The sequence below is a fragment of the Prosthecomicrobium sp. N25 genome (genome assembly GCF_037203705.1).
GTDB lineage: Bacteria > Pseudomonadota > Alphaproteobacteria > Rhizobiales > Ancalomicrobiaceae > Prosthecodimorpha.
Window position 1 is genome coordinate 1,237,072 of the sequence record NZ_JBBCAT010000001.1, and the last position, 21,903, is coordinate 1,258,974.

At 71.6% G+C, this 21,903-nt stretch carries 19 protein-coding genes and 1 pseudogene; 9 read left to right on the forward strand and 11 right to left on the reverse strand.

What is annotated here, in order from left to right; translation table 11 throughout:
* Positions 1-43 precede the first annotated feature (43 nt).
* Together purD and WBG79_RS05575 are read right to left on the reverse strand one after the other, a co-directional pair.
* A complete protein-coding gene (purD, locus tag WBG79_RS05570; RefSeq protein ID WP_337357892.1) occupies positions 44-1,312 on the reverse strand; it encodes a phosphoribosylamine--glycine ligase in 1,269 nt (422 codons plus the stop codon).
* A gap of 99 nt (positions 1,313-1,411) precedes the next feature.
* Positions 1,412-2,539 carry a helix-turn-helix transcriptional regulator gene (locus WBG79_RS05575; protein ID WP_337356115.1) on the reverse strand — a complete coding sequence of 376 codons (1,128 nt, stop codon included), beginning with the start codon at positions 2,537-2,539 and terminating at the stop codon, positions 1,412-1,414.
* A gap of 193 nt (positions 2,540-2,732) precedes the next feature.
* Between WBG79_RS05575 and ubiA the strand changes: the two genes are divergently transcribed.
* Positions 2,733-3,674, forward strand: coding sequence for a 4-hydroxybenzoate octaprenyltransferase (gene ubiA / locus WBG79_RS05580; protein WP_337356116.1), 942 nt, complete (start codon positions 2,733-2,735; stop codon positions 3,672-3,674).
* 225 nt (positions 3,675-3,899) lie between these two features.
* On the opposite strand, the gene WBG79_RS05585 is transcribed toward ubiA, so the two are convergent.
* Positions 3,900-4,505, reverse strand: a complete 606-nt coding sequence (locus WBG79_RS05585; protein WP_337356117.1) for a DUF6101 family protein — start codon at positions 4,503-4,505, stop codon at positions 3,900-3,902.
* Between the two features lie 253 nt (positions 4,506-4,758).
* Here WBG79_RS05585 and WBG79_RS05590 point away from each other — a divergent pair, with 253 nt between their 5' ends.
* From WBG79_RS05590 to lpxK, 7 genes are all read left to right on the forward strand, one after another.
* A complete protein-coding gene (locus WBG79_RS05590; RefSeq protein WP_337356118.1) occupies positions 4,759-6,102 on the forward strand; it encodes a TldD/PmbA family protein in 1,344 nt (447 codons plus the stop codon).
* Positions 6,089-6,916, forward strand: coding sequence for a 3'(2'),5'-bisphosphate nucleotidase CysQ (locus WBG79_RS05595; protein WP_337356119.1), 828 nt, complete (start codon positions 6,089-6,091; stop codon positions 6,914-6,916). The genes WBG79_RS05590 and WBG79_RS05595 overlap by 14 nt, the downstream gene beginning before the upstream one ends.
* Before the next feature lie 64 nt (positions 6,917-6,980).
* On the forward strand, positions 6,981-7,217 hold the full coding sequence (locus WBG79_RS05600) for a DUF4170 domain-containing protein (protein WP_337356120.1): 237 nt from the start codon (positions 6,981-6,983) through the stop codon (positions 7,215-7,217).
* Between the two features lie 95 nt (positions 7,218-7,312).
* Positions 7,313-9,163 (forward strand): ABC transporter ATP-binding protein, encoded by a 1,851-nt coding sequence (locus WBG79_RS05605; protein ID WP_337356121.1) that lies wholly within the window; start codon positions 7,313-7,315, stop codon positions 9,161-9,163.
* A gap of 1 nt (position 9,164) precedes the next feature.
* Positions 9,165-9,881, forward strand: a complete 717-nt coding sequence (locus tag WBG79_RS05610; protein ID WP_337356122.1) for a lysophospholipid acyltransferase family protein — start codon at positions 9,165-9,167, stop codon at positions 9,879-9,881.
* Positions 9,874-11,187 carry a 3-deoxy-D-manno-octulosonic acid transferase gene (locus WBG79_RS05615; RefSeq protein WP_337356123.1) on the forward strand — a complete coding sequence of 438 codons (1,314 nt, stop codon included), beginning with the start codon at positions 9,874-9,876 and terminating at the stop codon, positions 11,185-11,187. Before WBG79_RS05610 ends, WBG79_RS05615 begins: the two co-directional genes overlap by 8 nt.
* Positions 11,184-12,224: a tetraacyldisaccharide 4'-kinase gene (lpxK, locus tag WBG79_RS05620; protein ID WP_337356124.1), complete on the forward strand. Its 1,041-nt coding sequence runs from the start codon at positions 11,184-11,186 to the stop codon at positions 12,222-12,224. The genes WBG79_RS05615 and lpxK overlap by 4 nt, the downstream gene beginning before the upstream one ends.
* On the opposite strand, the gene WBG79_RS05625 is transcribed toward lpxK, so the two are convergent.
* The 8 genes and pseudogenes from WBG79_RS05625 to WBG79_RS05660 all read right to left on the reverse strand — a co-directional run bounded on the left by WBG79_RS05625 (position 12,196) and on the right by WBG79_RS05660 (position 20,453).
* Positions 12,196-12,411: a DUF2093 domain-containing protein gene (locus WBG79_RS05625; protein ID WP_337356125.1), complete on the reverse strand. Its 216-nt coding sequence runs from the start codon at positions 12,409-12,411 to the stop codon at positions 12,196-12,198. The two genes, lpxK and WBG79_RS05625, sit on opposite strands and share 29 nt — an antisense overlap.
* A gap of 414 nt (positions 12,412-12,825) precedes the next feature.
* Positions 12,826-14,664 carry a monovalent cation:proton antiporter-2 (CPA2) family protein gene (locus WBG79_RS05630; protein ID WP_337356126.1) on the reverse strand — a complete coding sequence of 613 codons (1,839 nt, stop codon included), beginning with the start codon at positions 14,662-14,664 and terminating at the stop codon, positions 12,826-12,828.
* A 94-nt stretch (positions 14,665-14,758) separates the two neighbouring features.
* Positions 14,759-15,535: pseudogene (locus WBG79_RS05635) on the reverse strand (lipo-like protein); the annotation flags it as partial.
* Between the two features lie 96 nt (positions 15,536-15,631).
* Positions 15,632-17,059, reverse strand: coding sequence for a metalloprotease TldD (gene tldD / locus WBG79_RS05640; protein ID WP_337356127.1), 1,428 nt, complete (start codon positions 17,057-17,059; stop codon positions 15,632-15,634).
* A gap of 69 nt (positions 17,060-17,128) precedes the next feature.
* Positions 17,129-17,890, reverse strand: coding sequence for a sulfite exporter TauE/SafE family protein (locus WBG79_RS05645; protein WP_337356128.1), 762 nt, complete (start codon positions 17,888-17,890; stop codon positions 17,129-17,131).
* A 98-nt stretch (positions 17,891-17,988) separates the two neighbouring features.
* Positions 17,989-19,110 (reverse strand): hypothetical protein, encoded by a 1,122-nt coding sequence (locus WBG79_RS05650; RefSeq protein ID WP_337356129.1) that lies wholly within the window; start codon positions 19,108-19,110, stop codon positions 17,989-17,991.
* Positions 19,111-19,226: 116 nt separating this feature from the next.
* Positions 19,227-19,835 carry a pyridoxamine 5'-phosphate oxidase family protein gene (locus tag WBG79_RS05655; RefSeq protein WP_337356130.1) on the reverse strand — a complete coding sequence of 203 codons (609 nt, stop codon included), beginning with the start codon at positions 19,833-19,835 and terminating at the stop codon, positions 19,227-19,229.
* 90 nt (positions 19,836-19,925) lie between these two features.
* The gene (locus WBG79_RS05660) at positions 19,926-20,453 is read right to left on the reverse strand and encodes an invasion associated locus B family protein (RefSeq protein WP_337356131.1); all 528 of its coding nucleotides are present in this window, start codon (positions 20,451-20,453) and stop codon (positions 19,926-19,928) included.
* 496 nt (positions 20,454-20,949) lie between these two features.
* Between WBG79_RS05660 and coxB the strand changes: the two genes are divergently transcribed.
* The gene (gene coxB / locus WBG79_RS05665; RefSeq protein ID WP_337356132.1) at positions 20,950-21,846 is read left to right on the forward strand and encodes a cytochrome c oxidase subunit II; all 897 of its coding nucleotides are present in this window, start codon (positions 20,950-20,952) and stop codon (positions 21,844-21,846) included.
* Positions 21,847-21,903 lie beyond the last annotated feature (57 nt).

The following is a 21,903-nucleotide window of genomic DNA, read 5'->3' on the forward strand; positions in this document are numbered from 1 at the left end:
CCGGCGTCGGGTTTTTATTTGTGCCGGCCCCCAAGCTCCGGGATCAGCGCTTCAGGGCCCGGTGCCCGATGTCGCGCCGGCAGAACCCCTCGGGCCAGTCGATCGCGTCTACGGCCGCATAGGCGCGGTCCCGCGCCTCCTCGACGGTCGCCCCGACCGCACTGACGGCGAGCACCCGGCCGCCGTCGGCGAGAAGCCGGCCGTCTCCCCGGCGCGTGCCCGCATGGAAGACCGTCACCCCGGGCAGCGCCGCCGCGCGGTCCAGGCCGCGGATCTCCGACCCCTTGCCGTAGTGGCCCGGATAGCCCCGCGTCGCCATCACCACCGTCAGCGCGGCCGCCTCGCTCCAGCGGCAGGCCATGCCGCCGAGCGTCCCGTCCCGCGACGCCCGGAAGAGCCGCAGCGGATCGTCTTCCAGCCGCAGCATCAGGACCTCGGTCTCCGGGTCGCCGAAGCGGACGTTGTACTCGATGAGCTTCGGGCCCTCGGCGGTGATCATCAGCCCGGCGAACAGCACACCCTTGAACGGGCAGCCCGCCTCCGCCATGGCGGCGACGGTCGGCCGGACGATCTCGGCCATCACCCGTTCGGTCATCGCGGCCGTCATCACGGGCGCGGGCGAGTAGGCCCCCATCCCGCCCGTGTTGGGGCCCTGGTCCCCATCGAAGGCGCGCTTGTGGTCCTGCGCGGAGGCGAGCGGCAGGACGGTCTCGCCGTCGGACAGCGCGAAGAAGCTCGCCTCCTCGCCCTCAAGGAACGCCTCGACGACGACCTCCGCGCCGGCCGCCCCGAAGGCGCCCGCGAAGCAATCGGCGACCGCCGCGAGCGCCGCCTCGACCGTCATGGCGACCGTCACGCCCTTGCCGGCCGCGAGCCCGTCCGCCTTGACGACGATCGGCGCGCCCTGCCGGCGCACGTAGGCCTCCGCCGCGGCCCGGTCGGAGAAGCGGCCGTAGGCGGCGGTCGGGATGCCGTGTCGCGCGCAGAGGTCCTTGGTGAAGCCCTTCGAACCCTCGAGCCGGGCCGCCGCCCGGGTCGGCCCAAAGGCCGCGATGCCGGCCGCCTCCAGGTCGTCCACGAGCCCCGCCACCAGGGGGGCCTCCGGTCCGACGACCACGAAGTCCACGCCGCGCGCCCGGCAGGCCGCGATCACCGCCGCGTGGTCGGCCGGATCGACCGGCAGGCATTCGGCCAGCTCCGCGATCCCCGGGTTGCCCGGGGCGGCATAGAGCCGGCCGAGGAGGGGCGAGCGGGAAAGCCCGAGCGCCAGCGCGTGCTCCCGCCCGCCGGACCCGATCAGAAGGACGTTCATGCCCGCCATCGCGACATCTCCGCATCGATCGGCGGCGGGTTTAGCAGCCGCCGGGGAGGGGGTCGAGGGGGCGCGATCCCGGATCCGGGCAGGACCGGCTCAGGTCATCAGGAGCACGAGGGCGACCAGTTCGGCCTGACGCCGGCAGCCGGTCTTCTCGAAGACGTGCTTCAGGTGTCGGCGGGTCGTCTCGTGCGCGATGCCGAGGGCCGCCGAGACTTCCAGCGCCGAGGCGCCGGCGGCCAGCCGCAACGTGACTTCGCACTCCGCGCGCGTGAGACCGAAATCCTCCGAGAGGCGGCGTCGCACGGTTTCGTCGAGCCGGAGGAAGCCCCGCATCATCACCAGAACCCGGCGGGCCGGTCCGAACAGCCAGGCCGCGCCGTCGGGGGGCCGCGATCCGAGTGGAACCGCCGTCACCGTGCCCCGCAGCCGGCCGTCCTCGTCGCGCACGGGCAGTGCGGCGCCCGCCTGTCCGGTCCGCTGCGCCGCGTCGCGGATGGCGGCGGCGAGCATCCGGTCCGTCGCCCAGGCGCCGCGCACGGCGAGCCGGCCCCGGGCCTCCGTCAGCGGCCCGTCCCGGGCGAGGAGCGCGGCCCCGGCCGCGTTCGCCAGGAGCACGGTGCCGGCCTGGTCGACCACGACGCCGGGCACCGGACAGGCGTCCAGGATGTCGCCGAGGGCGCCCCCGACCACCCCCGAGGGTCCCGCCACATGGCGATTCATCGCGATGGCGGCGCGGAGCGCGGGCCGCAGGGCGTTAATGATGCGCGTCAGGGCCGGATCGTAGACGGGGGCGAGGTCGCCGGGATAGTTGACGTAGAGCCGCGCGATGGCGTCGGGCGATTGCAGCAGCTTGATGCCGGCGCCGCTCGTCCGCCCGGTCGGCAGCAGCCAGTCGTTGTAGAACTCCGTGGCGGCGAAGAGCCTCGCCGGATAGGTCGCGTCGGCCGTGAGCGCCTCGAAACAGGGCGCCTCCTCCCAGAACCGGATCCAGGGATTGATGGCGGCGTAGTAGGCCGTGAAGGACTCGAGGAAGCTCTCGTCGAGACCCGCGGCATGAAGCCCGATCGGTGCGGCGGCCCTGCTGTCGTCGCCGATCACGCCGGTGAAGGCCCCCGGGAAGGCGGCGGTGATCAGGTCCGGGATGCGCCCCCAGGCGTCGGGTTCGAGGCCCGCGAGGACGATCGCGTCGGAGAGCTCTTCCACCACGTCGAGTTCAAGCATGGACGGCGGCCCCTTCAGCCCCGTGGCACCGGAGCGCCCACCTCCGGCTGCAGGCGAGATTACAGCGCCATAACGCGATCTCGCAACGTCAGGTTTGCAGACCTACGCTCGTTCGATACCGCAAGGCCGGGCCGTCCGGGTCTTCGCCGGACGGCCCCTTGACCTCGGTGCCGCGCCGCGCCACCACATCCCCATGACGACCCCGATCCCGACTGGAACCGTCGCCGACGCCGTCAGGGGCCATTGGGCGGACCGGTTCATCCCGGCCGGCTTCCGGCCCTATGCGCGGCTGGCCCGCCTGGAGCGGCCGATCGGCTGGTGGCTCCTGCTCTGGCCGTGCTGGTGGTCCGCCGCGCTCGCCGCCGTGGCGGCGCACCAGCCCTACCCGAACCCGTGGCATCTCTTGCTCTTCCTGATCGGCGCCGTGGTGATGCGCGGGGCGGGCTGCACCTACAACGACATCGTCGACCGCGACATCGACGAGAAGGTCGCCCGCACCCGCTCGCGGCCGATTCCCTCCGGCCAGGTGTCGGTCGCCCGCGCCAGGCTCTTCATGGTCGGCCTGGCGCTCGTCGGCTTCCTGGTGCTGATCCAGTTCAACGGCTTCGCCATCCTGCTCGGCATCGCCTCGCTCGGGGTGGTGGCCGTGTACCCCTTCATGAAGCGCGTCACCCACTGGCCGCAGTTCACCCTTGGCCTCGCCTTCTCGTGGGGTGCCCTGATGGGCTGGGCCGGCGCCTTCGGCCGCCTCGACCCGCCGGCGCTGTTGCTCTACGCCGGGGCGATTCTCTGGACCATCGGCTACGACACGATCTACGCCCACCAGGACAAGGAGGACGACGCCGTCGTGGGCGTCCGCTCCACCGCGCTCCTCTTCGGCCCGAGGACGCGGCCGATGCTGGCGCTCTTCTACGGTGCCGCGGTCGCCGCCCTGGCGGCGGCGGTGCTCTCGGCGGGCGGCGGGGTGCTGTCCATGGCGGGGCTCGGCCTGATGGCCGCCCACCTCGCCTGGCAGGTCCGGCGCATCGACGTCGACGATCCCGACGTTTGCCTGATGCTGTTCCGGTCGAACCGCGACGCCGGATGGCTGTTCTTCCTCGGCCTGTGCGCCGACGCGGCCCTGCATCATCTTTGAGCGGAAAGCAGAAACGGCCGGTGCGGGGGCACCGGCCATTCGCCGCGGACCGGAATGGGCCCGGAGATCTCAAATCGCAGGTGGCAACGACTTGGGTGTGAAGGGACGCGACGCTCGAAACCCGTTGTGTTCGCTTCAGTGGGATCACACTAGCCGGCCCGCCTTGAACCCCTCGTGACGGCACCGTTCATCCGCCGTTCGGGGAGACGGTCGCCGCCCGGCGATTCAGTCCCAGGCCGAGATCTCCTCGCCGGCCACGATCTGCGGCACCGCCGTGGGGTCGCCCGGCTGGCGGCGGACCAGGAACCGTGGCCGCCGCTGGGCGAGCACGGAGCGCCGCCGCCGGGGCTTCGCGGGCTGCACCGAAAGGCCGCCGAGCCGTTCCTCGACGACCGTCAGGCTCGCGTCCGCCTCGGCCACCAGCAGCGGCAGGCCGAGGACCCGGCCCCAGCTCCGCCAGTCGGCGACCACGTCGCGCGCGTCCTCCGCGATGGCGAGCGGCACCGACAGCGCCGGGTCGCGGTGGCGCAGTTCCAGCACGGCCCTGAGCCCGTCGGCCGAATAGCCCGGGCTCGGCTCGAATCGCACCGCCACGCCCTCGAAGGCCCGCATCGGCAGGCTCAGCACCATGGGAATGCCGGACGGCAGCCGCCGCCGCACCCGGACCTGGCCCCGGTCGAGGGTCGCGGTCGCGAGCGCCGCCTCGCCCTCGAGACCGGTGTGGAAGCAGAAGCGTTGCGGCAGCGCCGCCGGATCGACCCGCAGGCCCGAGTCCGCCGGGGTCCGGTCCCAGGTCGGACCAGCCGCGAAGGGAGTCGCTGGACGGCTCATCATGGCTCCTGTGCATCGACTTGGAAACACTGCACCGATGCGCCGGAGAATACAGAGACCTGCTCGAAGTCTGCTTAACGAGCCTGGTAAATGAAATGCTGATCTCCACAGGGTTATTTGAACGTTACCCGTTCATCTTGTGTTGACCATTCCGGCGACGGAACTCCGGCCCGGCCTCGCCCGGGCCGCGGGCCTTGTGCGCCCGGCCCGCGCCCCATAAATCGGGGGGGACCCCTCCGCCCGCGAGTGCCCCATGACCGAGATCCTCGACCAGACCGCCCTGAAGGACCATGCCGCCCGCCTCGTCGAGGCCGCGCGGCGCGCCGGCGCGGACGCGGCCGACGCCGTCGCGGTGCGCGGCATCGCGCTCGGCGTCAACGTCCGCCTCGGCAAGGTCGAGGAAAGCGAGCGCTCCGAGAGCGACGACTTCGGCCTGCGCGTCTTCGTCGGCCGCCGCAACGCCCTGGTCTCCGCCAACAGCCTGTCCGACCCCGCCGCCCTCGCCGCGCGCGCCGTCGCGATGGCGAGGGCCGCCCCGGAGGACCCCTTCGCGGGTCTCGCCGATCCCGCCAGCCTGGGCACCCGCTTCCCCGACCTCGACATGCTCGACGCCCACGTGCCGACGGCGGCCGAACTGACCGGCATGGCGCTCGCGGCCGAGGACGCCGCCCGGGCCGTCGCGGGCGTCACCAACTCGGGCGGGGCGGGCGCCTCCTGGTCGCTCGGCGGCCTCGTCCTCGTCACCTCGCACGGCTTCGCCGGGACCTGGCTCGCCTCCCGCTTCTCGCTCTCCGTGACCGCCATCGCGGGGGAGGGGACCGGCATGGAGCGGGACTGGGACGCCACCGCCAAGGGCCACCGGGAGGACCTCGACGCCCCCGACAAGGTCGGCCGCACCGCCGGCGAGCGCGCCGTCCGCCGCCTGAACCCGCGCAAGGCGGAGACCGGGCAGGTCCCGGTGATCTACGACCGGCGCGCGGCGACGAGCCTCGTCGGCCATCTCGCGGGTGCCGTGAACGGCGCGGCGATCGCCCGCAAGACCTCCTTCCTAAAGGACCGCATGGGCGAGCGCGTCTTCGCCCCCGGCGTCACCATCGTGGACGACCCCTCCCTGAAGCGCGGCCTCGGTTCGCGCCCCTTCGACGGCGAGGGGGTCGTCGGCGATCCCCTGGCGGTGATCGAGGACGGCGTGCTGCGCCACTGGTTCCTGGATTCCGCCTCCGCCCGGGAACTGGGCCTCGCGACCAACGGGCGGGCCAGCCGCGGCACCGGCAATCCGTCGCCGGGCTCGACCAACCTCACCCTCATGGCCGGCGCCACGTCGCGGGAGGACATGATCCGTTCGGTCGCCCGCGGCCTCTACATCACCGACCTCATCGGTCACGGCGCCAACGGCGTCACCGGCGACTACAGCCGCGGCGCGTCCGGCTTCTGGATCGAGAACGGCGAACTCGCCTATCCGGTCAGCGAAATCACGGTCGCGGGCAATCTGAAGGACATGTACCCTCGCCTGACCCCCGCGAGCGACCTGGAATATCGCTTCGGGATCAACGCGCCATCCGTGATGATCGAGGGCCTGACGATTGCCGGACGCTGACCCGGGACCGCTCCTGCGCAAGACGGCCCCGGATCTCGGGCCGGACGTCGCGCTCCTCGCCGAGGCGGTCGTCGAGGCGGGCGCCACGGCCTTGAAGCATTTCCGCCGCGACCCCCGGGTCTGGATGAAGGCCGGCGATTCGCCCGTGTCCGAGGCCGATCTCGAGGCCGACCGGCTGCTCCACGCCCGCCTGCTCGGCGCACGCCCCGCCTACGGCTGGCTCTCCGAGGAGACTGCCGACAATCCCGGCCGGCTGGACAGGACGCGCGTCTTCGTCGTCGACCCGATCGACGGCACCCGCGCCTTCATCGCCGGCGAGCCCGTCTGGGCCGTCTCCGCCGCCGTCGTGGAGGCCGGGCGTCCGGTCGCCGGGGCTCTCTACCAGCCCGCGACCGGCGACCTGATGCTGGCCGCCGCCGGCCGCGGCGCCTGGCGGGGCGGCGAGCGCCTCTCCGTCAGCGGGCGACGGGACCTGCAGGGTGCCCGCGTGGCGGGCCCCCGCCGCTTTTTCGAGCGGCCCGAGCCCCGTCCCCATGACCTGGAGGCCCATCCCTTCGTGCCCTCCCTCGCCCTCAGGGTCGCCTGGGTGGCCACCGGACGCCTGGACCTCGCCGTCGCCTCGGCGCGCTCGCACGACTGGGACCTTGCGGCATCGGACCTTTTGGTGCACGAAGCCGGCGGCCGACTCGTGACCGCGGAGGGCGCTCCCCTCGCCTACAACGCCGCGGTCCCGCGCCATCCCGCGCTCGCCGCCATGACGCCGGGCCTCGCCGCCCCGGCGCTCGCGCTGCTCGGTGCCATGGCCTACCGCTGAGCCGGCCCCGTTCTTGCTAGAACCCGTCGGGGTTCCCTCTGCTGAAAGGTTGCCGACCATGGCCATGGCCAAGAAGAAACAGCTGCTGCACCTGGTGTTCGGCGGCGAGCTCGAGTCGCTCGACGGGGTGACCTTCAAGGACCTCACCCATCTCGACATCGTCGGCATCTTCCCCGACTACGCGAGTGCCCAGAAGGCCTGGAAGGCCAAGGCGCAGGCGACCGTCGACAACGCCCATATGCGCTATTTCGTCGTTCACCTGCATCGTCTCCTCGACCCCGACCATCCCGGCCAATCGTGACGTCCTGCGCATTTCCCGAGCCGCGGTGATGACGCCTGCCGCGATCGGCTGTAGATAGAGCCGACCCGACGCGCGCCCGAGGACCTCGCCTGCCCATGGACCGCATCTTCTTCGACGACCGGTCGCGCGGCCGGCCGGAGGCCCAGGCGGACGGCATCGCGGTTCCGGATCACGCGACCTCGGCAGTTCTCCGCCGCATCCTGCGCGACTACGTCTGGCCGCGCTGGCGCATCGTCATCGTCACCGTCTGCGCCATGGGCTTCGCTGCCGCCTCCACGGGCGCGCTGCCCTTCCTGATGCAGAAGGCGGCCGACGAGGTCTTCATCGCCCGCAACGAGGCCTTCCTGATCGGCCTGCCGCCCGTCATCGTCCTCGTGATGGTCGGCCGCGCGGTGGCCGAGTATTTCGCCCGCGTCGCGCAGGGCTACCTCTCCAACCGGATCGTCGCCGACCTGCGAAGCCAGCTCTTCGAGAAGCTCGCCTTCGCGGACATCGGCTTCCTGCAGGCGACCCACTCCGGCCGGTTCGTCTCCGTCTTCATGAACGACGTGGCGACCATCAACACCGCCGCGACCCAGAGCCTGACCGCCATGGTGCAGAACGCCCTTCAGGTGGTCTTCCTGGTCGGCGCGATGCTGTGGATGGACTGGCTCCTCGCCCTGATCGCCCTCGCCGCGCTGCCGATCGGCGGCCTGCTGCTCCGCCGCCAGCGCAACCGCGCCCGCCGCTCGGTCACCAACACGCTGCAGGACGTCGGGGCGCTCGGCTCCATCGTCTCGGAGACGCTGAAGTCGATCCGGGTCGTCAAGGCCTACCACCGGGAGAGCCACGAGACGGACCGCGCCCGCCACATCATCGACCGCACGCTGCGCCACGTGATGGAGACGGTCCGCACCCGCGCCGCCTCCGGGCCGGTCACCGAGGCGCTGGGCGGCCTCGGCATCGCGCTCGCGATCTTCTACGGCGGCTGGCAGGGCCTCCACGGCGACCTGACCCTCGGCCACTTCATGGGCTTCATGACGGCCGCCATGCTCGTCTACCAGCCCGTCAAGAGCCTCGCGACCCTGCACAACCAGGTCCTCGAGGGCACCGTCGCGGCCGCCCGCGTCTTCTCCATCCTGGACCAGGACCAGACCGTCGTGGAGGCGCCCGACGCCCGGCCCCTGGCGCTCGCCGGCGGCTCCATCCGGTTCGAGAACGTCACCTTCGGCTACGACCCGGACAACCCCGTGCTGAAGGACTTCTCGCTCGACGTCCCGGCCGGGTCGACCGTCGCCCTGGTGGGCGCGTCCGGCTCGGGCAAGTCGACCGTAGTCAACCTGATCCTGCGCTTCTTCGACCCCGACCGCGGCCGCGTCCTCATCGACGGCCAGGACGTCCGCCAGGCTACCATCGCCTCCGTGCGGCTCGCCTCCGCGCTCCTGACCCAGGATCCGGTCCTCTTCGACGACACCATCAAGGCCAACATCCGCTACGGATCCGAGGACGCCGACGACGAGGCCGTCTACGCCGCCGCCCGCGCGGCGGCCGCCCACGACTTCATCCGCGAGCTGCCGGACGGCTACGAGACCCGGGTCGGCGAAGCCGGCCAGCTCCTGTCCGGCGGTCAGAAGCAGCGCATCGCCTTCGCGCGCGCCATGCTGCGCGCCGCCCCCATCCTGCTCCTCGACGAGCCGACCAGCGCCCTCGACACCGAGGCGGAGGGCCGCATCCAGCAGGCCATGGACACCCTCCTCGAGGACCGGACCGTGGTGGTCATCGCCCACCGCCTGTCGACCATCCGACGCGCCGACGTGATCTGCGTGCTCGACGGCGGCCGCATCGTCGAGATGGGCGACCACGACGCCCTGATGGCGCGCGATGGCCCTTACGCCCGCCTGCACGCCGGCCAGCCGGACGAGTCCCGCGCCCGCGGCGCCGGGCGGCCCGCGCCCGAGGCGGCCTGACATGCTGAAGGGCCTGACGCGCCGCCCCGGCGTCCAGCGCCTGCTCGGCGCCCTCATCGCCCGCTGGCTGCGCTTCGTCTACCGGACGCTGACGCCCGTGGTCGACCCGCCGGACGGCTACGCGGTCGCGGAGGCGCAGCGCCCCTTCATCCTCGCCATGTGGCACGGCGAGCATTTCCTGATGCCGGCCGGCCGCCCCCCGCACTGGACCGTGAAAGCCATCATCTCCCGGTCGGGCGACGGCGAGATCATCGCCACCGTGTGCGAGGCCTTCGGCATCTCCGCGATCCGCGCCTCGGCGGGCTTCACCGAGGAGCAGGTGCGCCGCCGCGGCGGCGTCTACGGCCTGATCGCCGCCGTCCGGGAGCTGCGCGCCGGCGCCATCGTGGCCCTGACGGCCGACGTGCCCAAGGGCCCGGCGCGCCGGGCCGGGGAGGGGATCGTCGCCATCGCGCGCCATTCGGGCGCCCCGATCATCCCCTTCGCGGTCGCCACCACCCGCCGCATCCACCTGAACAACTGGGATAAGGCCTGCATCAACCTGCCCTTCGGCCGCTACGCCTTCGTGATCGGCGATCCCATCCGCGTCCCCGCCGACGCCGACGCCGAGGCCCTGGAGGCCGCCCGCCTGGCCGTCGAGGACGGGCTCGACCGCGCCCACGCGCGCGCCTACGCCCTGGTGGACGGCCGCGGCGAGCCGGGAGGCCCGCATGGCTGACCCCATCGCCCGCACCGTGCTGGCCTCCTACCGCAACATCAGCCGCCTCCTTTCGCCGGTCGTCCGCGCGTGGGTGGAGAACCGGACGCGCCTCGGCAAGGAGCACCCCGGCCGCCGCTCCGAGCGCTTCGGCCGCCCCAACCTGGCCCGCCCGGACGGGCCGATCGTCTGGGTCCATGCCGCGAGCGTCGGGGAGACCGTCTCGGTGGTCCCGCTCATCGACGTGATCGCCGCCCGCGGCCTGCGCGTCCTCCTCACCACCGGCACCCTGACATCCGCCAAGGTTGCCGAGGACCGTCTCCCGCCGCGCGCCCTGCACCAATTCGCGCCCCTCGACGTGGTCAGCTTCGTGGCCCGTTTCCTGAACCACTGGCAGCCCGACCTCGCCATCTTCGTGGAGAGCGAGATCTGGCCCGCGACCGTCTCCGAACTCGCCCGCCGGCGGGTGCCGCAGGTGGTCGTCAACGCCCGCCTGTCGTCGCGCTCCGGGCGCCGCTGGGCCCGTCTCGGCGGCATCGCGCGGGCCCTTTTCGGACGCCTCGCCCTGGTCCTCGCCCAGTCCCAGGCCGACGCCGAGCGGCTGCGCCTCGTCGGCGCCGCCCCGGTGATCGTCACAGGCAACCTCAAGTTCGACGTCGCCCCGCCGGACGCCATCGACCACGAACTCGCCGCGCTGCACCGTCAGATCGGCGACCGTCCCGTCTGGCTCGCCGCCAGCACCCATGCGGGCGAGGAGGAGGCCGCCGCCGCGGCCCATGCCGCCCTGAAAGCCCGCTTCCCCGGCCTCCTCACGGTCCTTGTGCCGCGCCACCCGGCCCGCGGGCCGGAGATCAGGGGCCTCCTGGCCGCCCGCGGCCTCGCGGTCGCGGCCCGCTCCGAGCGGGCGGAGGTCAGCGCCGAGACCGACGTCCTGCTCGGCGACACGATCGGCGAGATGGGCCTCTACTACAGGGTCGCCCCGCTCGCCTTCATCGGGGGATCGCTGGTCGACCGCGGCGGCCAGAACCCGATCGAGGCGGCCGCCCTCGACACGGCGGTCCTGCACGGGCCCCACGTCAAGAACTTCCTCGACATCTACCGCGCCTTCGACCGCAACAACGCCTCGCTGGAGGTCGCCGACGCCGACGGGCTCGAGGCCGCGGTCGGCGCGCTCCTGGCCGATTCTGTCCGCCGGGGCCGTATGGCCGCCGCCGGCCGCCGCCTCGTCACCGCCAACCGCGGCGCGCTCGAACGAACCCTCGCGGCGCTCGAGCCCTACCTCGAGCCGCTTGCCGCGCGGGCGTCGGGAGGCGGGGGGCCGCCATGAGCGGCTGGCGCGCCCCGGCCTTCTGGCAGACCGGCGGCTGGCCCGCGCGCCTCCTGGCTCCCCTCGGCCGCCTCTATGGCACGGTCACGCTTGCTCGCATGCGCCGCCCGGCCGGCTACCGGCCCCCTGTCCCGGTCGTCGCCATCGGCAACCTCGTGCTTGGCGGGGCCGGCAAGACCCCGTCCGCCATCCTGGTCGCCCGGCTCCTGGAGGCCGACGGCCGACGCCCCGTCGTGGTCAGCCGCGGCTACGGCGGGCGCCTGGCCGGCCCGCTGAGGGTCGACCCGCAGCTCCACGGCGCCGGCGACGTCGGCGATGAGCCGCTGATGATGGCCCGCCGCGGCCTCGCCGTCATGGTCTCCCGCGACCGTGCCGCCGGGGTGCGGGCCGCCGTGGCGGCCGGCGCCGATGTGGTTGTCCTCGACGACGGCTTCCAGAGCCCCGCGGTCGCCAAGGACCTGTCCATCCTGGTGGTCGACGCCGAGGCGCCGGTCGGCAACGGGCTCGTCTTTCCGGCCGGTCCGCTGCGCGCGCCGGTCGGCCCGCAGTTGGCCGCCGCACACCTCGTTCTGGCGATCGGGGAGGGGGAGTTGCCGGACCTCCTGCGGGCCGTTGGCAGACCGGTTCTCGCCGGGCGGCTCGCGGCCCGCGAGTCCACCCGCTTCGCCGGCCGGCGCCTGCTCGGCTACGCGGGTATCGGCCGGCCCGCCAAGGTCGCCGCGACGCTCCGGGCCTGCGGCGCCGACCTCGCCGGCTTCGAGGCCTTCCCGGACCACCACGTCTTCTCGGAGGCCGATGCGCGGCGGCTTCTCCACGCGGCGGGCCGGGCAGGGGCCGGGCTCGTCACCACCGAGAAGGACGCTGCCCGCCTCGGCGGCCGCGCCACGGGGCCGCTGGCCGACCTCGCGAAGGCTTCGGACGTGCTCGCGGTCGACCTCGTGGTGGCCGATCCGGGTGCCCTGTCGGCGGCGCTCGGCAGGCTCTTCGGCGAGCCGCCCGCCGGCGGCCTCAGCCCCCGAAATCCTGGTGGCGCCTGAGCGAGGCGGCCGCGTCCACATAGGCCTCCTGGCGCGCCACGCTCCAGTATTTGAGCTCGTCGACCGGGATCTGCAGGCCCGTGACGGCGCATCGCACGTATGAGCCCTGGGTGAGGATCTTGTAGTCGCCGTCGAGGTACTGGATGCGTGCCTCGCCGAAGGCTCTCGGCAGTTCGATACGGTTCATGGCCTGTCCGCTGCGGGTGGTCGACCGGCACCATAGCGACTGCCGGGCCGCTCCACCACTGCCGAGCCGTCGCGGACCGGCGCCGGCAAAAGAAAACGGCACCGGGGCCGAGGCCGCCGGTGCCGTCCTGCGCGAAAAAGCGCGAGTGGTCTCAGCCCTTCACGGCCGCCGGAGCCGGAGCCGGGGCCTTGGCGCAGCCCGCGACCGAGAGACCGGCGGCGGCGACCAGGGCGACGAGAGCGATGCGAACGATCTTCATGTGTGTGACCCCCAAAAGCTGGACGAATCAGACTGTAGCATTTCGACACGCGCATTTGACCGTCCGTTCACCATGCGGACCGGTCGGGGTGTGCCGGTGCATCGTCTTGTCGGGCCTGCGTTGCATGCTTGCCACAATGGCCCCCGCCGCCCGCCTCACGACCGGGCGACGCTCTCCGTCTCCTGGCTGAGAGCCTTGGCGGCGCGCCGCGGTTCGACCAGCGGTTCCGGGGTGGGCTCCGGAGCCTGTTCGGCAGGCGTGGTCAGGAGGATCTGCTTGCCGGCGAGCAGGCCGCCCGAAGCCTGCAGCACGAGCCGTTCCTTGTCCCGTTCGCGGACCTGGCGCTCCAGGTCGAGGGCGCCGTCCGGATCGACCCCGAGGCCGACCAGCGTGGCGCGCCCGAAGGCGAGGGCGGACTCGTAGGTCTCCCGGATCTCGAAATCGACGCCCTTGCTCCTGAGCGCCAGCGTGTGGCCGCGGTCGTAGGAGCGGACGAAGAGCTTGGTCGTTGGCAGCTCGGAGCGGACCAGGTCGACGATCCGGTCCGTGATCTCGCGCCGGTCGGTCGCCACCACGATCAGCTCGGCCCGTTCCGCCCCCGCCGCCCTGAGCACGTCGAGGCGCGTCCCGTCGCCGTAGTAGATCTTGAAGCCGAAGCGCGCGGCCGAGCGGATCATCTCCGTGTCGTTGTCGATGATGGTGACGTCGGTGCCGTTGGCGAGCAGGAGTTGCGAGACGATCTGGCCGAAACGGCCGAAGCCGACGACCAGTACCGAACCCGTCGCACCGTCGAAGCTCTCGTCCGGCTCGTCCTCGCCCTCGGGTGGGGCGGCCAGCCGCTCCGCGAGCGCGACCACGAGCGGCGTCAGGGCCATCGACAGGGTGGTGACCGCGACCAGGATGGAGGCGGCGCGGTCCGGGATCGTCCCCGAGGCGGCGGCGCTCTGGTAGAGCACGAAGCCGAACTCGCCGCCCTGGACCAGCAGTGCGGCGACCTTCAAGGCCTCCGCGTGGCTTCCCGCAAAGGCCCGCACGGTCAGGTACACGGTGCCGAGCTTGACGAGGACGAGGGCCGCGAGCCCGATCGCGACCAGCCGCCAGTCGGAGGCGATCACGGCGAGGTCCACGCTCATGCCGACAGACAGGAAGAAGAGCCCCATCAGGATGCCCCGGAAGGGCTCGATATCGGCCTCGAGCTGGTGCCGGAAGTTCGATTCGGCGAGCAGAACTCCGGCCAGGAACGCGCCCATCGCCATCGACAGCCCGGCGAGCGTCATCGCCGCCGCCGCGCCGAGGACGACCATCAGGGCCGCGGCCGTCATGATCTCGCGAGCCTCCGCGGCGGCGAGCAGCCGGAACATCGGGTTGAGCAGGTAGCGCCCGACCAGCACCACCCCGCCGACCGCGAGCAGGATCTTGGCCCCGGAGAGGGCCGCCTCCGTGAAGCCTCCCCCCGACGACGGCGTCGGCGCGATCACGGCGAGGAGCGCCAGCAGGGGCACGATCGCGAGGTCCTGCAGGAGCAGGATCGCGAAGGTCTTCTCGCCCGCCCCGGTCCGCGTCTCGCCGCGCTCCTCCAGCATCTGCATCACGATGGCGGTCGACGAGAGCGACAGGCCCGCGCCCGCCACCAGCGCCACGCGCCAGTCCGCGCCGAGCAGGTAGACCGCCGCCCCGATCCCCGCCGCGGCGAGCAGCACCTGCGCCGAGCCGAGCCCGAAGATGTGCTTGCGCATGCTCCAGAGCCGCTTCGGCTCCAGCTCCAGCCCGATGAGGAAGAGGAAGAGCACGATCCCGAGCTCGGCCACATGCAGGATCGCGCCTGGGTCGGCGAAGAAGCCGAGCGCCGCCGGACCGATCGCGACGCCGGCCGCCAGGTACCCGATCACCGTCCCGAGCCCGAGCCGCTTGAAGACCGGGACGGCGACCACGGCCGCCGCGAGCAGGACGAGCGGCGGCGCGACCAGCGCGGTGGCGGAGGCTTCGGCGGCCATGGGGAATCCGGGGTGCGAGGGGCGGGACCCGGATCATATGGGTAACTGCGTAGCCGGTGCAAAGCGGCCGTCACTGTGCGGCGGAACGTTCCTCCGGCGGCAGCTGGTCGCTCCAGGTCAGGCGCTTGTAGTTGAAGCCGCGCGCGATCGTCGGCTTCACGACCGCGAAATAGGGCGAGATGTCGAAGTCGCGCGGCGTGTAGAGCGTGTGGTGGCGGATGTGGAGGATCTCGGAGCGGGCCTGCCGCGATCGCGCCCTCTGCTCGCCCTCCCGCGCGATCCGCTCGACCTTCGGCAGGATCGGGTAGCGCACGGATTCGAACGCCTGCGCGATCAGGGTCGAGCAGATCGCCCGCGTCGGGTCGCCCGACCCGAAGGCGATCATCCGCCGCCGCCAGCGTACCGGGATCGGCAGGGGCACGAAGAAGCGCAGCATGTCGGTGATGTTTTTCAGGTCGTAGTCGAGCCCGATATGGTCGACCATGAAGCGCACCACCCGCGCCTCGTCCTCGGGCTGCAGCCCGACCGGGCGGCAGATGCGGGTGTGGTAGTCGCGATAGCGCGACAGCGGCGCCGACACCACGCCTTCCGCCGGATAGGCCTCGACCAGCACGTGGCACTCGCCGTCCGGCGTCGCCCGCCCGGGGATCGGCCCGACATACATGGCCGCATGCGACCAGGTCGACTGGGTGAGATACTTGATCGCCGCCGAGAGCCGCGTGTCGCCTTCGACGAGCAGCACGTCCCCCGGCCGAAGCGAGGCCCTCAGCGCGGCCGGATCGCTCGGCGCATAGGGCTCGTACCCGGGCGACTTCGTATCAAGAAGCCGCGCGACCGCATGCCCGACACGATCCATCATTCGCCCCGCCATGGCACCCTCGCTCGAGAGGCAGGCTCGATCCGGGCTAGAATAACGCGAGGATGTTGCGATGGGGTTTCAAAATTCGTCGTGAAGCGCACACTGGCGTCATCCCGCCTGGGTGCCGCCGACCGTGATGCCGTCGATCCGCAGGGTCGGCTGGCCCACCCCGACCGGCACGCCCTGGCCGTTCTTCCCGCAGGTGCCGATTCCGTGGTCGAGGGCGAGGTCGTTGCCGATCATCCGGACCCGGGTGAGGGCGTCCGGCCCGTTGCCGATCAGCATGGCGCCCTTGATCGGCCGGCCCACCTTGCCGTCCTCGATCATGTAGGCCTCCGTGCAGCCGAACACGAACTTGCCAGAGGTGATGTCCACCTGGCCGCCGCCGAACGAGACGGCGTAGATTCCGTTCTTGACCGAGCCGATGATCTCGGCGGGCTCCTGCGCGCCGGCCAGCATGTAGGTGTTGGTCATCCGCGGCATGGGGATGTGGGCAAAGGACTGGCGCCGGCCGTTGCCGGTCGGCTTCATACCCATCAGGCGGGCGTTCTGCCGGTCCTGCATGTAGCCGACCAGGATACCGTCCTCGATGAGCGTCGTGCAGTTCGTCGGCGTGCCCTCGTCGTCGACCGACAGCGACCCGCGCTTCATCGCGATCGTCCCGTCGTCCACCACCGTCACCCCCGGCGCCGCCACGCGCTGGCCGAGCAGGCCCGCGAAGGCAGAGGTCTTCTTGCGGTTGAAGTCGCCCTCGAGCCCGTGCCCGACCGCCTCGTGCAGCATGACCCCCGGCCAGCCCGACCCGAGGACCACGTCGAAGGTCCCGGCCGGCGCCGGCACGGCCTCCAGGTTGACGAGGGCCTCGCGCAGCGCATCGTCGACCGCCTTGCGCCAGCTGTCCGTGGCGACGAACTGGCCGAAGCCCTCGCGCCCGCCCATGCCGTGGCTGCCCGTTTCCTGCCGGTCGCCGTCGCCGACCACGATCGAGACGTTGAAGCGCACCAGCGGCCGCACGTCGCGCACCCGGTGCCCGTCGGCGCGCAGGATTTCGACCACCTGCCAGGACCCGGCCATCGACACCGTCACCTGTCGCACGCGCGCGTCCCGCGCCCGCGCATAGGCGTCGATCTCGGCGAGGAGCTTCGCCTTCTCCTCGAAGCTCGGCGCGAGCAGCGGGTTCTCCTCGCCGTAGAGCTTCGCGTTGGTGCGCGCCGGCGCCGCCGCGTAGGACCCCGAATAGCCCCCGCGCACCGCCCTGACCGCGTCGGCCGCCCGCCGCAGGGCCGGCTCGGAGATTTCGCCCGAATGCGCGAAGCCGGCGGCCTCGCCGACCACCGAGCGCAGGCCGAAGCCCTGGGTCGTGTCGTAGTTCGCCGATTTCAGCCGGCCGTTGTCGAAGACGAGCGATTCGGACTGCCGGTATTCCAGGTACAGCTCCCCGTCGTCCGCGCCCTCGGTCGCCTCGGCGGTGATCCGGCGGGCGGTCTCCAGGTCGAGTCCGGTGGCGGCGAAGAGGTCGACGGCGGGGTCTGTCATGGCATGGGATCCGGTAGGGGACGGGTCGTCCCAACATAGGGTCTCGACCGGCGGATTGCACGCCCGCGGTCAGCCGCCGGCGACGCGTCCCCAGAGGGCCGGGACGGACCCGGCCAGCAGCATCACGCCGGCGGCGGTCAGGAGCAGGAGCACGAGCCGCCGGAATCCGGCGTCCGAGATCCCCCGGTAGAGCCGCGCCCCGAGGAGCGTCGGCACCAGCATCGCCGGCGCGACGACGAGGAAGAGCCGCGCCGCCTCGGCCCCGATCGTGCCGGTCACCAGGTAGGCGGTCAGCGTCGTCGTGTGCATGGCGAGGTTGAAGGACTGGATGACCGCCCGCGCCTCGTCCCGCTCCCAGCCCGTCATCGTGCACCAGAGCGTCGGCAGCGCGCCGGTCATGCCCGCGATGCCGCCCAGCACGCCGCCCGCCATGCCGACCGCCCCGTCGAGCACGCGCGCCTGGCGCCCGGCCTTCGGCAGATGCGCCGCCGCGAGGGCGAACGGGCAATAGACCACCAGGAACGCGCCGATCCCCGCCTTGAACCACACCGGGTCTACATGCGGCAGCACCGCCACCCCGATCGGCACGCCGGCGAGCCCGCCCGCCACGAAGGGCGCCACCGCCCTGACCGAAAAGCCCCGCCGCATGGCTGGCACGGCGAGGAGCTGCCCGAGGAAAGACCCGAAGACGAGCAGCGGCGCCGTCACCTGCGGCGGCACCGTCCAGGCCCAGACGGCGGCCGAGACCATCGAGAAGGCGAAGCCCGACAGGCCCTGCACGAACCCGGCGAGCGCGGCCCCGAGGGCGACGGTGAGGACTAGGGAATCCAAGGCGAGTGGTCCGGCGCAGGGGAGAGGGACGACCGCACTCCGTTAGAGCCTCGGCGCGGCGGACGCCAGCCCGCGCGCGCCGCCCGCGCTCCGGAGCTTCAATGGACCCGGCCGGAGGGGTTGCCGCTCGGCATGATCGCGGGTCTCAGGAACACGGGGATCATGATCATGCCGAGGATCCCCTTCGACGCCCGGACCGCGTTGTCCGCCCCCTCCAGGAGCCCGGCGTTTGGAATGAAGATGGCCGAATCGACCGTGTGCATCGAGGCGCTGCCGATGTCGGGGTAGATATGGCCGAGCTGTCCGAGCTCGTTCACCACCTCGCCGGAGCGGTCGAAGATCTGCACCATCCCTTTTGAATTGCGGGCCGCGTAGAGAATGTGCCCGACCTCCTCGCCGTTCATGATCCACCGGACGCCGAAGATCAGGACCCCGGGCTTGTTCGCCGGCGTCATCGCCTCCAGGACCTGCCGGGCCGTGAAGCCGAGCTTGTTGAAGGCCGACAGGGACAGGATGTTGTGCGGCACCTTCACGTGGTCGAGCAGGGCGCCGAGCTGCCGCACCTGGCTGATCAGGAAGCGGGTCTCTAGGATGTCGTGCATCAGCGCGCCCGGCACCCGGACGCCCAGGATCTTGGCGATCGTCTCGAGGCTGACGTGGTACCGCCCGCCGTGGCGCAGCGCCTGAACCAGCGACACGGCCCAGCAGATCCCCTTGGAACTGGCCGGGTCGGTGAACTTGAAGAGGCTGCGCAGATACTCGAGCCCCGAATAGCCGTGGTGCTCGCTGCGAAACGGCGCGACCTTCAGGCCGGACCCGGCGGCGCGCATCTCGTTCGCCACCACCGTCTCGGCGACCGCCAGCCTGGTGCCGCTCTTCGCCGCCCCCGACATCCCCGAGACCGCCCGCGACCCCATCCCGACCAGCCGGCCGAGCGGGATGTAGGCGGTGAACCGGCCCACGTCGGCCAGATAGCCCCACTTCGAGCCGCCCGCCGAGGCCGCGCCGGCCCCGTCGCCGAGCCTCAGGTTGTCGATCACCAGCAGGTCCGCGGCGTCCTGCAGCGCGTTGGTTCCCCAGAAGAGGCAGAAGCCTGCCGTTGTGTCGGCGCCGTAGCCCTTCGTCTCGGAGTAGGCTTGAAGCCCTCGGACCTTCGTCCTGATGACGTCGTTCCACCAGTCGGCGCACTCGCTGGCGGTCATGAAATCCCAGCCGGACATGGCAATGCATCCAAAAAAACGACAGGGCTCTGAAATTCAGCGAGGGAAGGATAAAAGGAATGCTGCTGAATGGAAAGCCATTCTGGCCCGGATGCCCGGAAAGTCGCCGGTGGGGATCAGTAGAGCGTCGAGCGGTAGCGCTCCAGCATCTCGGCTTGGGTCTCGGCAGTGGCGAGGCCGATCTGCTCTTTCATCATCTCGCCCATGCTGGGCAGCGTCGCCCGGTCGATCTGCACCGCCGGGTCCCACAGCCGGGCGCGCATCAGCGCCTTCGCGCAATGCAGGTAGGCCTCCCGGACCGTGATCCTGACCACCGTCCGGGGCAGCTTCCCGTCCACCGCGAAACGCGCGGAGAGCCCCTCGTCGGCGAGGATCTCGGCCGTCCCGTTGACGCGCAGGGTCTCGTCCATACCGGGCACCAGGAACAGGAGCCCGACGCCCGGGTTCGCCAGGATGTTGAGGAAGCTGTCGAGGCGGTTGTTGCCCGGCCGGTCGGGCAGGAGCAGCGTCCGGTCGTCCTCGATCGCCACGAACCCCGGCGCGTCCCCCCGCGGGGTGACGTCCCCGAGCCCGTCCGCCCCGTGCGTGGCGAGAAGCAGGAAGGGCGACAGCTCGATCAGGCGCCGGCAATGGCGGTCGAGGGCGGGGAGCTGCTTGCGCACAGAGCGCTCGCGCGCCTCCCCGTAGAGCGCCCGGAGATCCTCGACGCTGGTGATGCGGGTCATGGGGGCGCTCCTTCCGCGTATCCGGAACTCCCCCTACCGCGGCGGGCGCCGCGTGCAAAGCCGTGACGAAACGGCAGGCCGGGGTCCGGGCTACGGAAGGGCTTCGAATCCCGGTCCGAAGCCGTTGAGGGCGATCGGAATGCCGATGCCCTCCTCGGGCGTCTGGAACACGATGAAGGTCGCCTGCTTGCCCGTCCTGAGCTGCTCGATCAGCTTGTCGTCCATCAGCACTTCAGCGATGCAGCCGTTCGGCAGGCAGCGCACGAAGGCGGTGCGGCCGATGTCGGTCTGGTCGACCTTGAGCCCGAGTCCCGACGGGAGAAGCACGCCGAGGGGCGCGAGCACGCGCAGGATGCGCGACCGCTTGTCGGCCGTCTTGAGGACCAGGACGGAGAGCCCCACGTTGGGCCGATCCTCGGCGGTCACGTTCTGGATGAGGGCGCACTGCTCGGACTTCGCGCCGGGCGGGGTGTCGCACCGGACCTGCCAGTCGGCGTACTGGCCCTTCACCGTGCCCTGGGCCGAGGCGGCCGAAGGGGCGGCGGCGGCCGCTGCCGCGAGCACCAGGGCCGTTGCGAGGGGCCGGACCTTCGACCCGCCACGGGACTGCTCTTTCACGCTTTCATCCTCCACGGCGACGGCCGGCGGCGGTCGCGAGTCGCAGATCGGCAGGATGCCCGACTTGGACACCCGATTCCATGCAAGCTGCACGCCGGGGCTCACATAGGTAATTTGGTGTATGTTACTGTGCGCATCCGGACGGGGCGAGCCTGCAAAGTCCCGCAAGACCGCGGCTTTTTCATGGGGGCTGCGTGCCGCGCGGGTGCGCCGAGCGCAAAAATGCCGCATGGATCCCCCTAGGGACCCGTTGCGACACCGGCCGCGCTGTGCTTTTGGTGAGCGTCCTTGATCTCGATCAAGCCGGCCCCGACGAATTGCCGCACTGCAACAAAAAGGTGATGATATTCGTCGGATCCGAGGCTTAACGGCCGCCGGAGCGGTGGCATACAAGGGATCGGTACCAGACAGGAATGCTCCGGGAGCGGGTCGCAAGCCGTTCCCCGACAGGCGATAAGAACCGCCGGGGTGGGCGGACAGGGTAAGGAGCTGAGACGTGATCGGACTCTTCAAGCGCCAGGGCGCCTGGGCCTGGGCTCTCTTGGCCGGCCTCGCGATCGCGGCCGGCATCGACGTCGGCGCGGCACACGCGGCACAACCGGTGCCGTGGCAGATGGGCCTGCAACCGGCGGCCACCGACGTCCATCAGGAGATCCGCTGGTTCGAAGGCTTCACGCTGGCGATCATCACCGTGATCACGCTCTTCGTGCTCGGCCTTCTCGTCTACGTGATGGTGAAGTTCAACGCAAAGGCGAACCCGGTCCCCTCGAAGACCTCCCACAACACGCTGATCGAGGTGGTCTGGACGGTCCTGCCGGTGATGATCCTGGTGATCATCGCGATCCCGTCGTTCCGTCTCCTCTACCGCCAGCTCGAGATCCCGCCGGCCGACCTGACCGTCAAGGCGACTGGCTATCAGTGGTACTGGGGCTACGAGTATCCCGACCTGAAGGATGGCAAGGGCAATCCGGTCAGCTTCGATTCGGTGATGATCGCCGATGACGCTCGCGTCGACCCGATCAAGCAGCCGCGCATGCTCGCCGTCGACAACATGTTGGTCGTCCCCGTAGGCAAGATCGTCCGCGTCCAGGTGACGGCCGCCGACGTGATCCACGCCCTGGCGGTCCCGTCCTTCGGCATCAAGGTGGACGGCTATCCGGGCCGCCTGAACGAGACCTGGTTCAAGGCCAACTACACCGGCATCTTCTACGGCCAGTGCTCGGAGCTCTGCGGCAAGGACCACGCCGCCATGCCGATCGCCGTGCAGGTCGTCACCCAGGACCAGTACGCGGCCTGGTCGGCCGCCGCTGCCAAGAGCCTGAAGGACGCCGGCAAGGTCCTCGCCGAGATGATCGAGGCCGACGAGAAGAAGACCGCGGTCGCCGCGCGCTGACGCGCGGCGCTTGACGGCCGGCGGCGCGGCGCGCCCCGGCCGGAAACCGAAACCTGG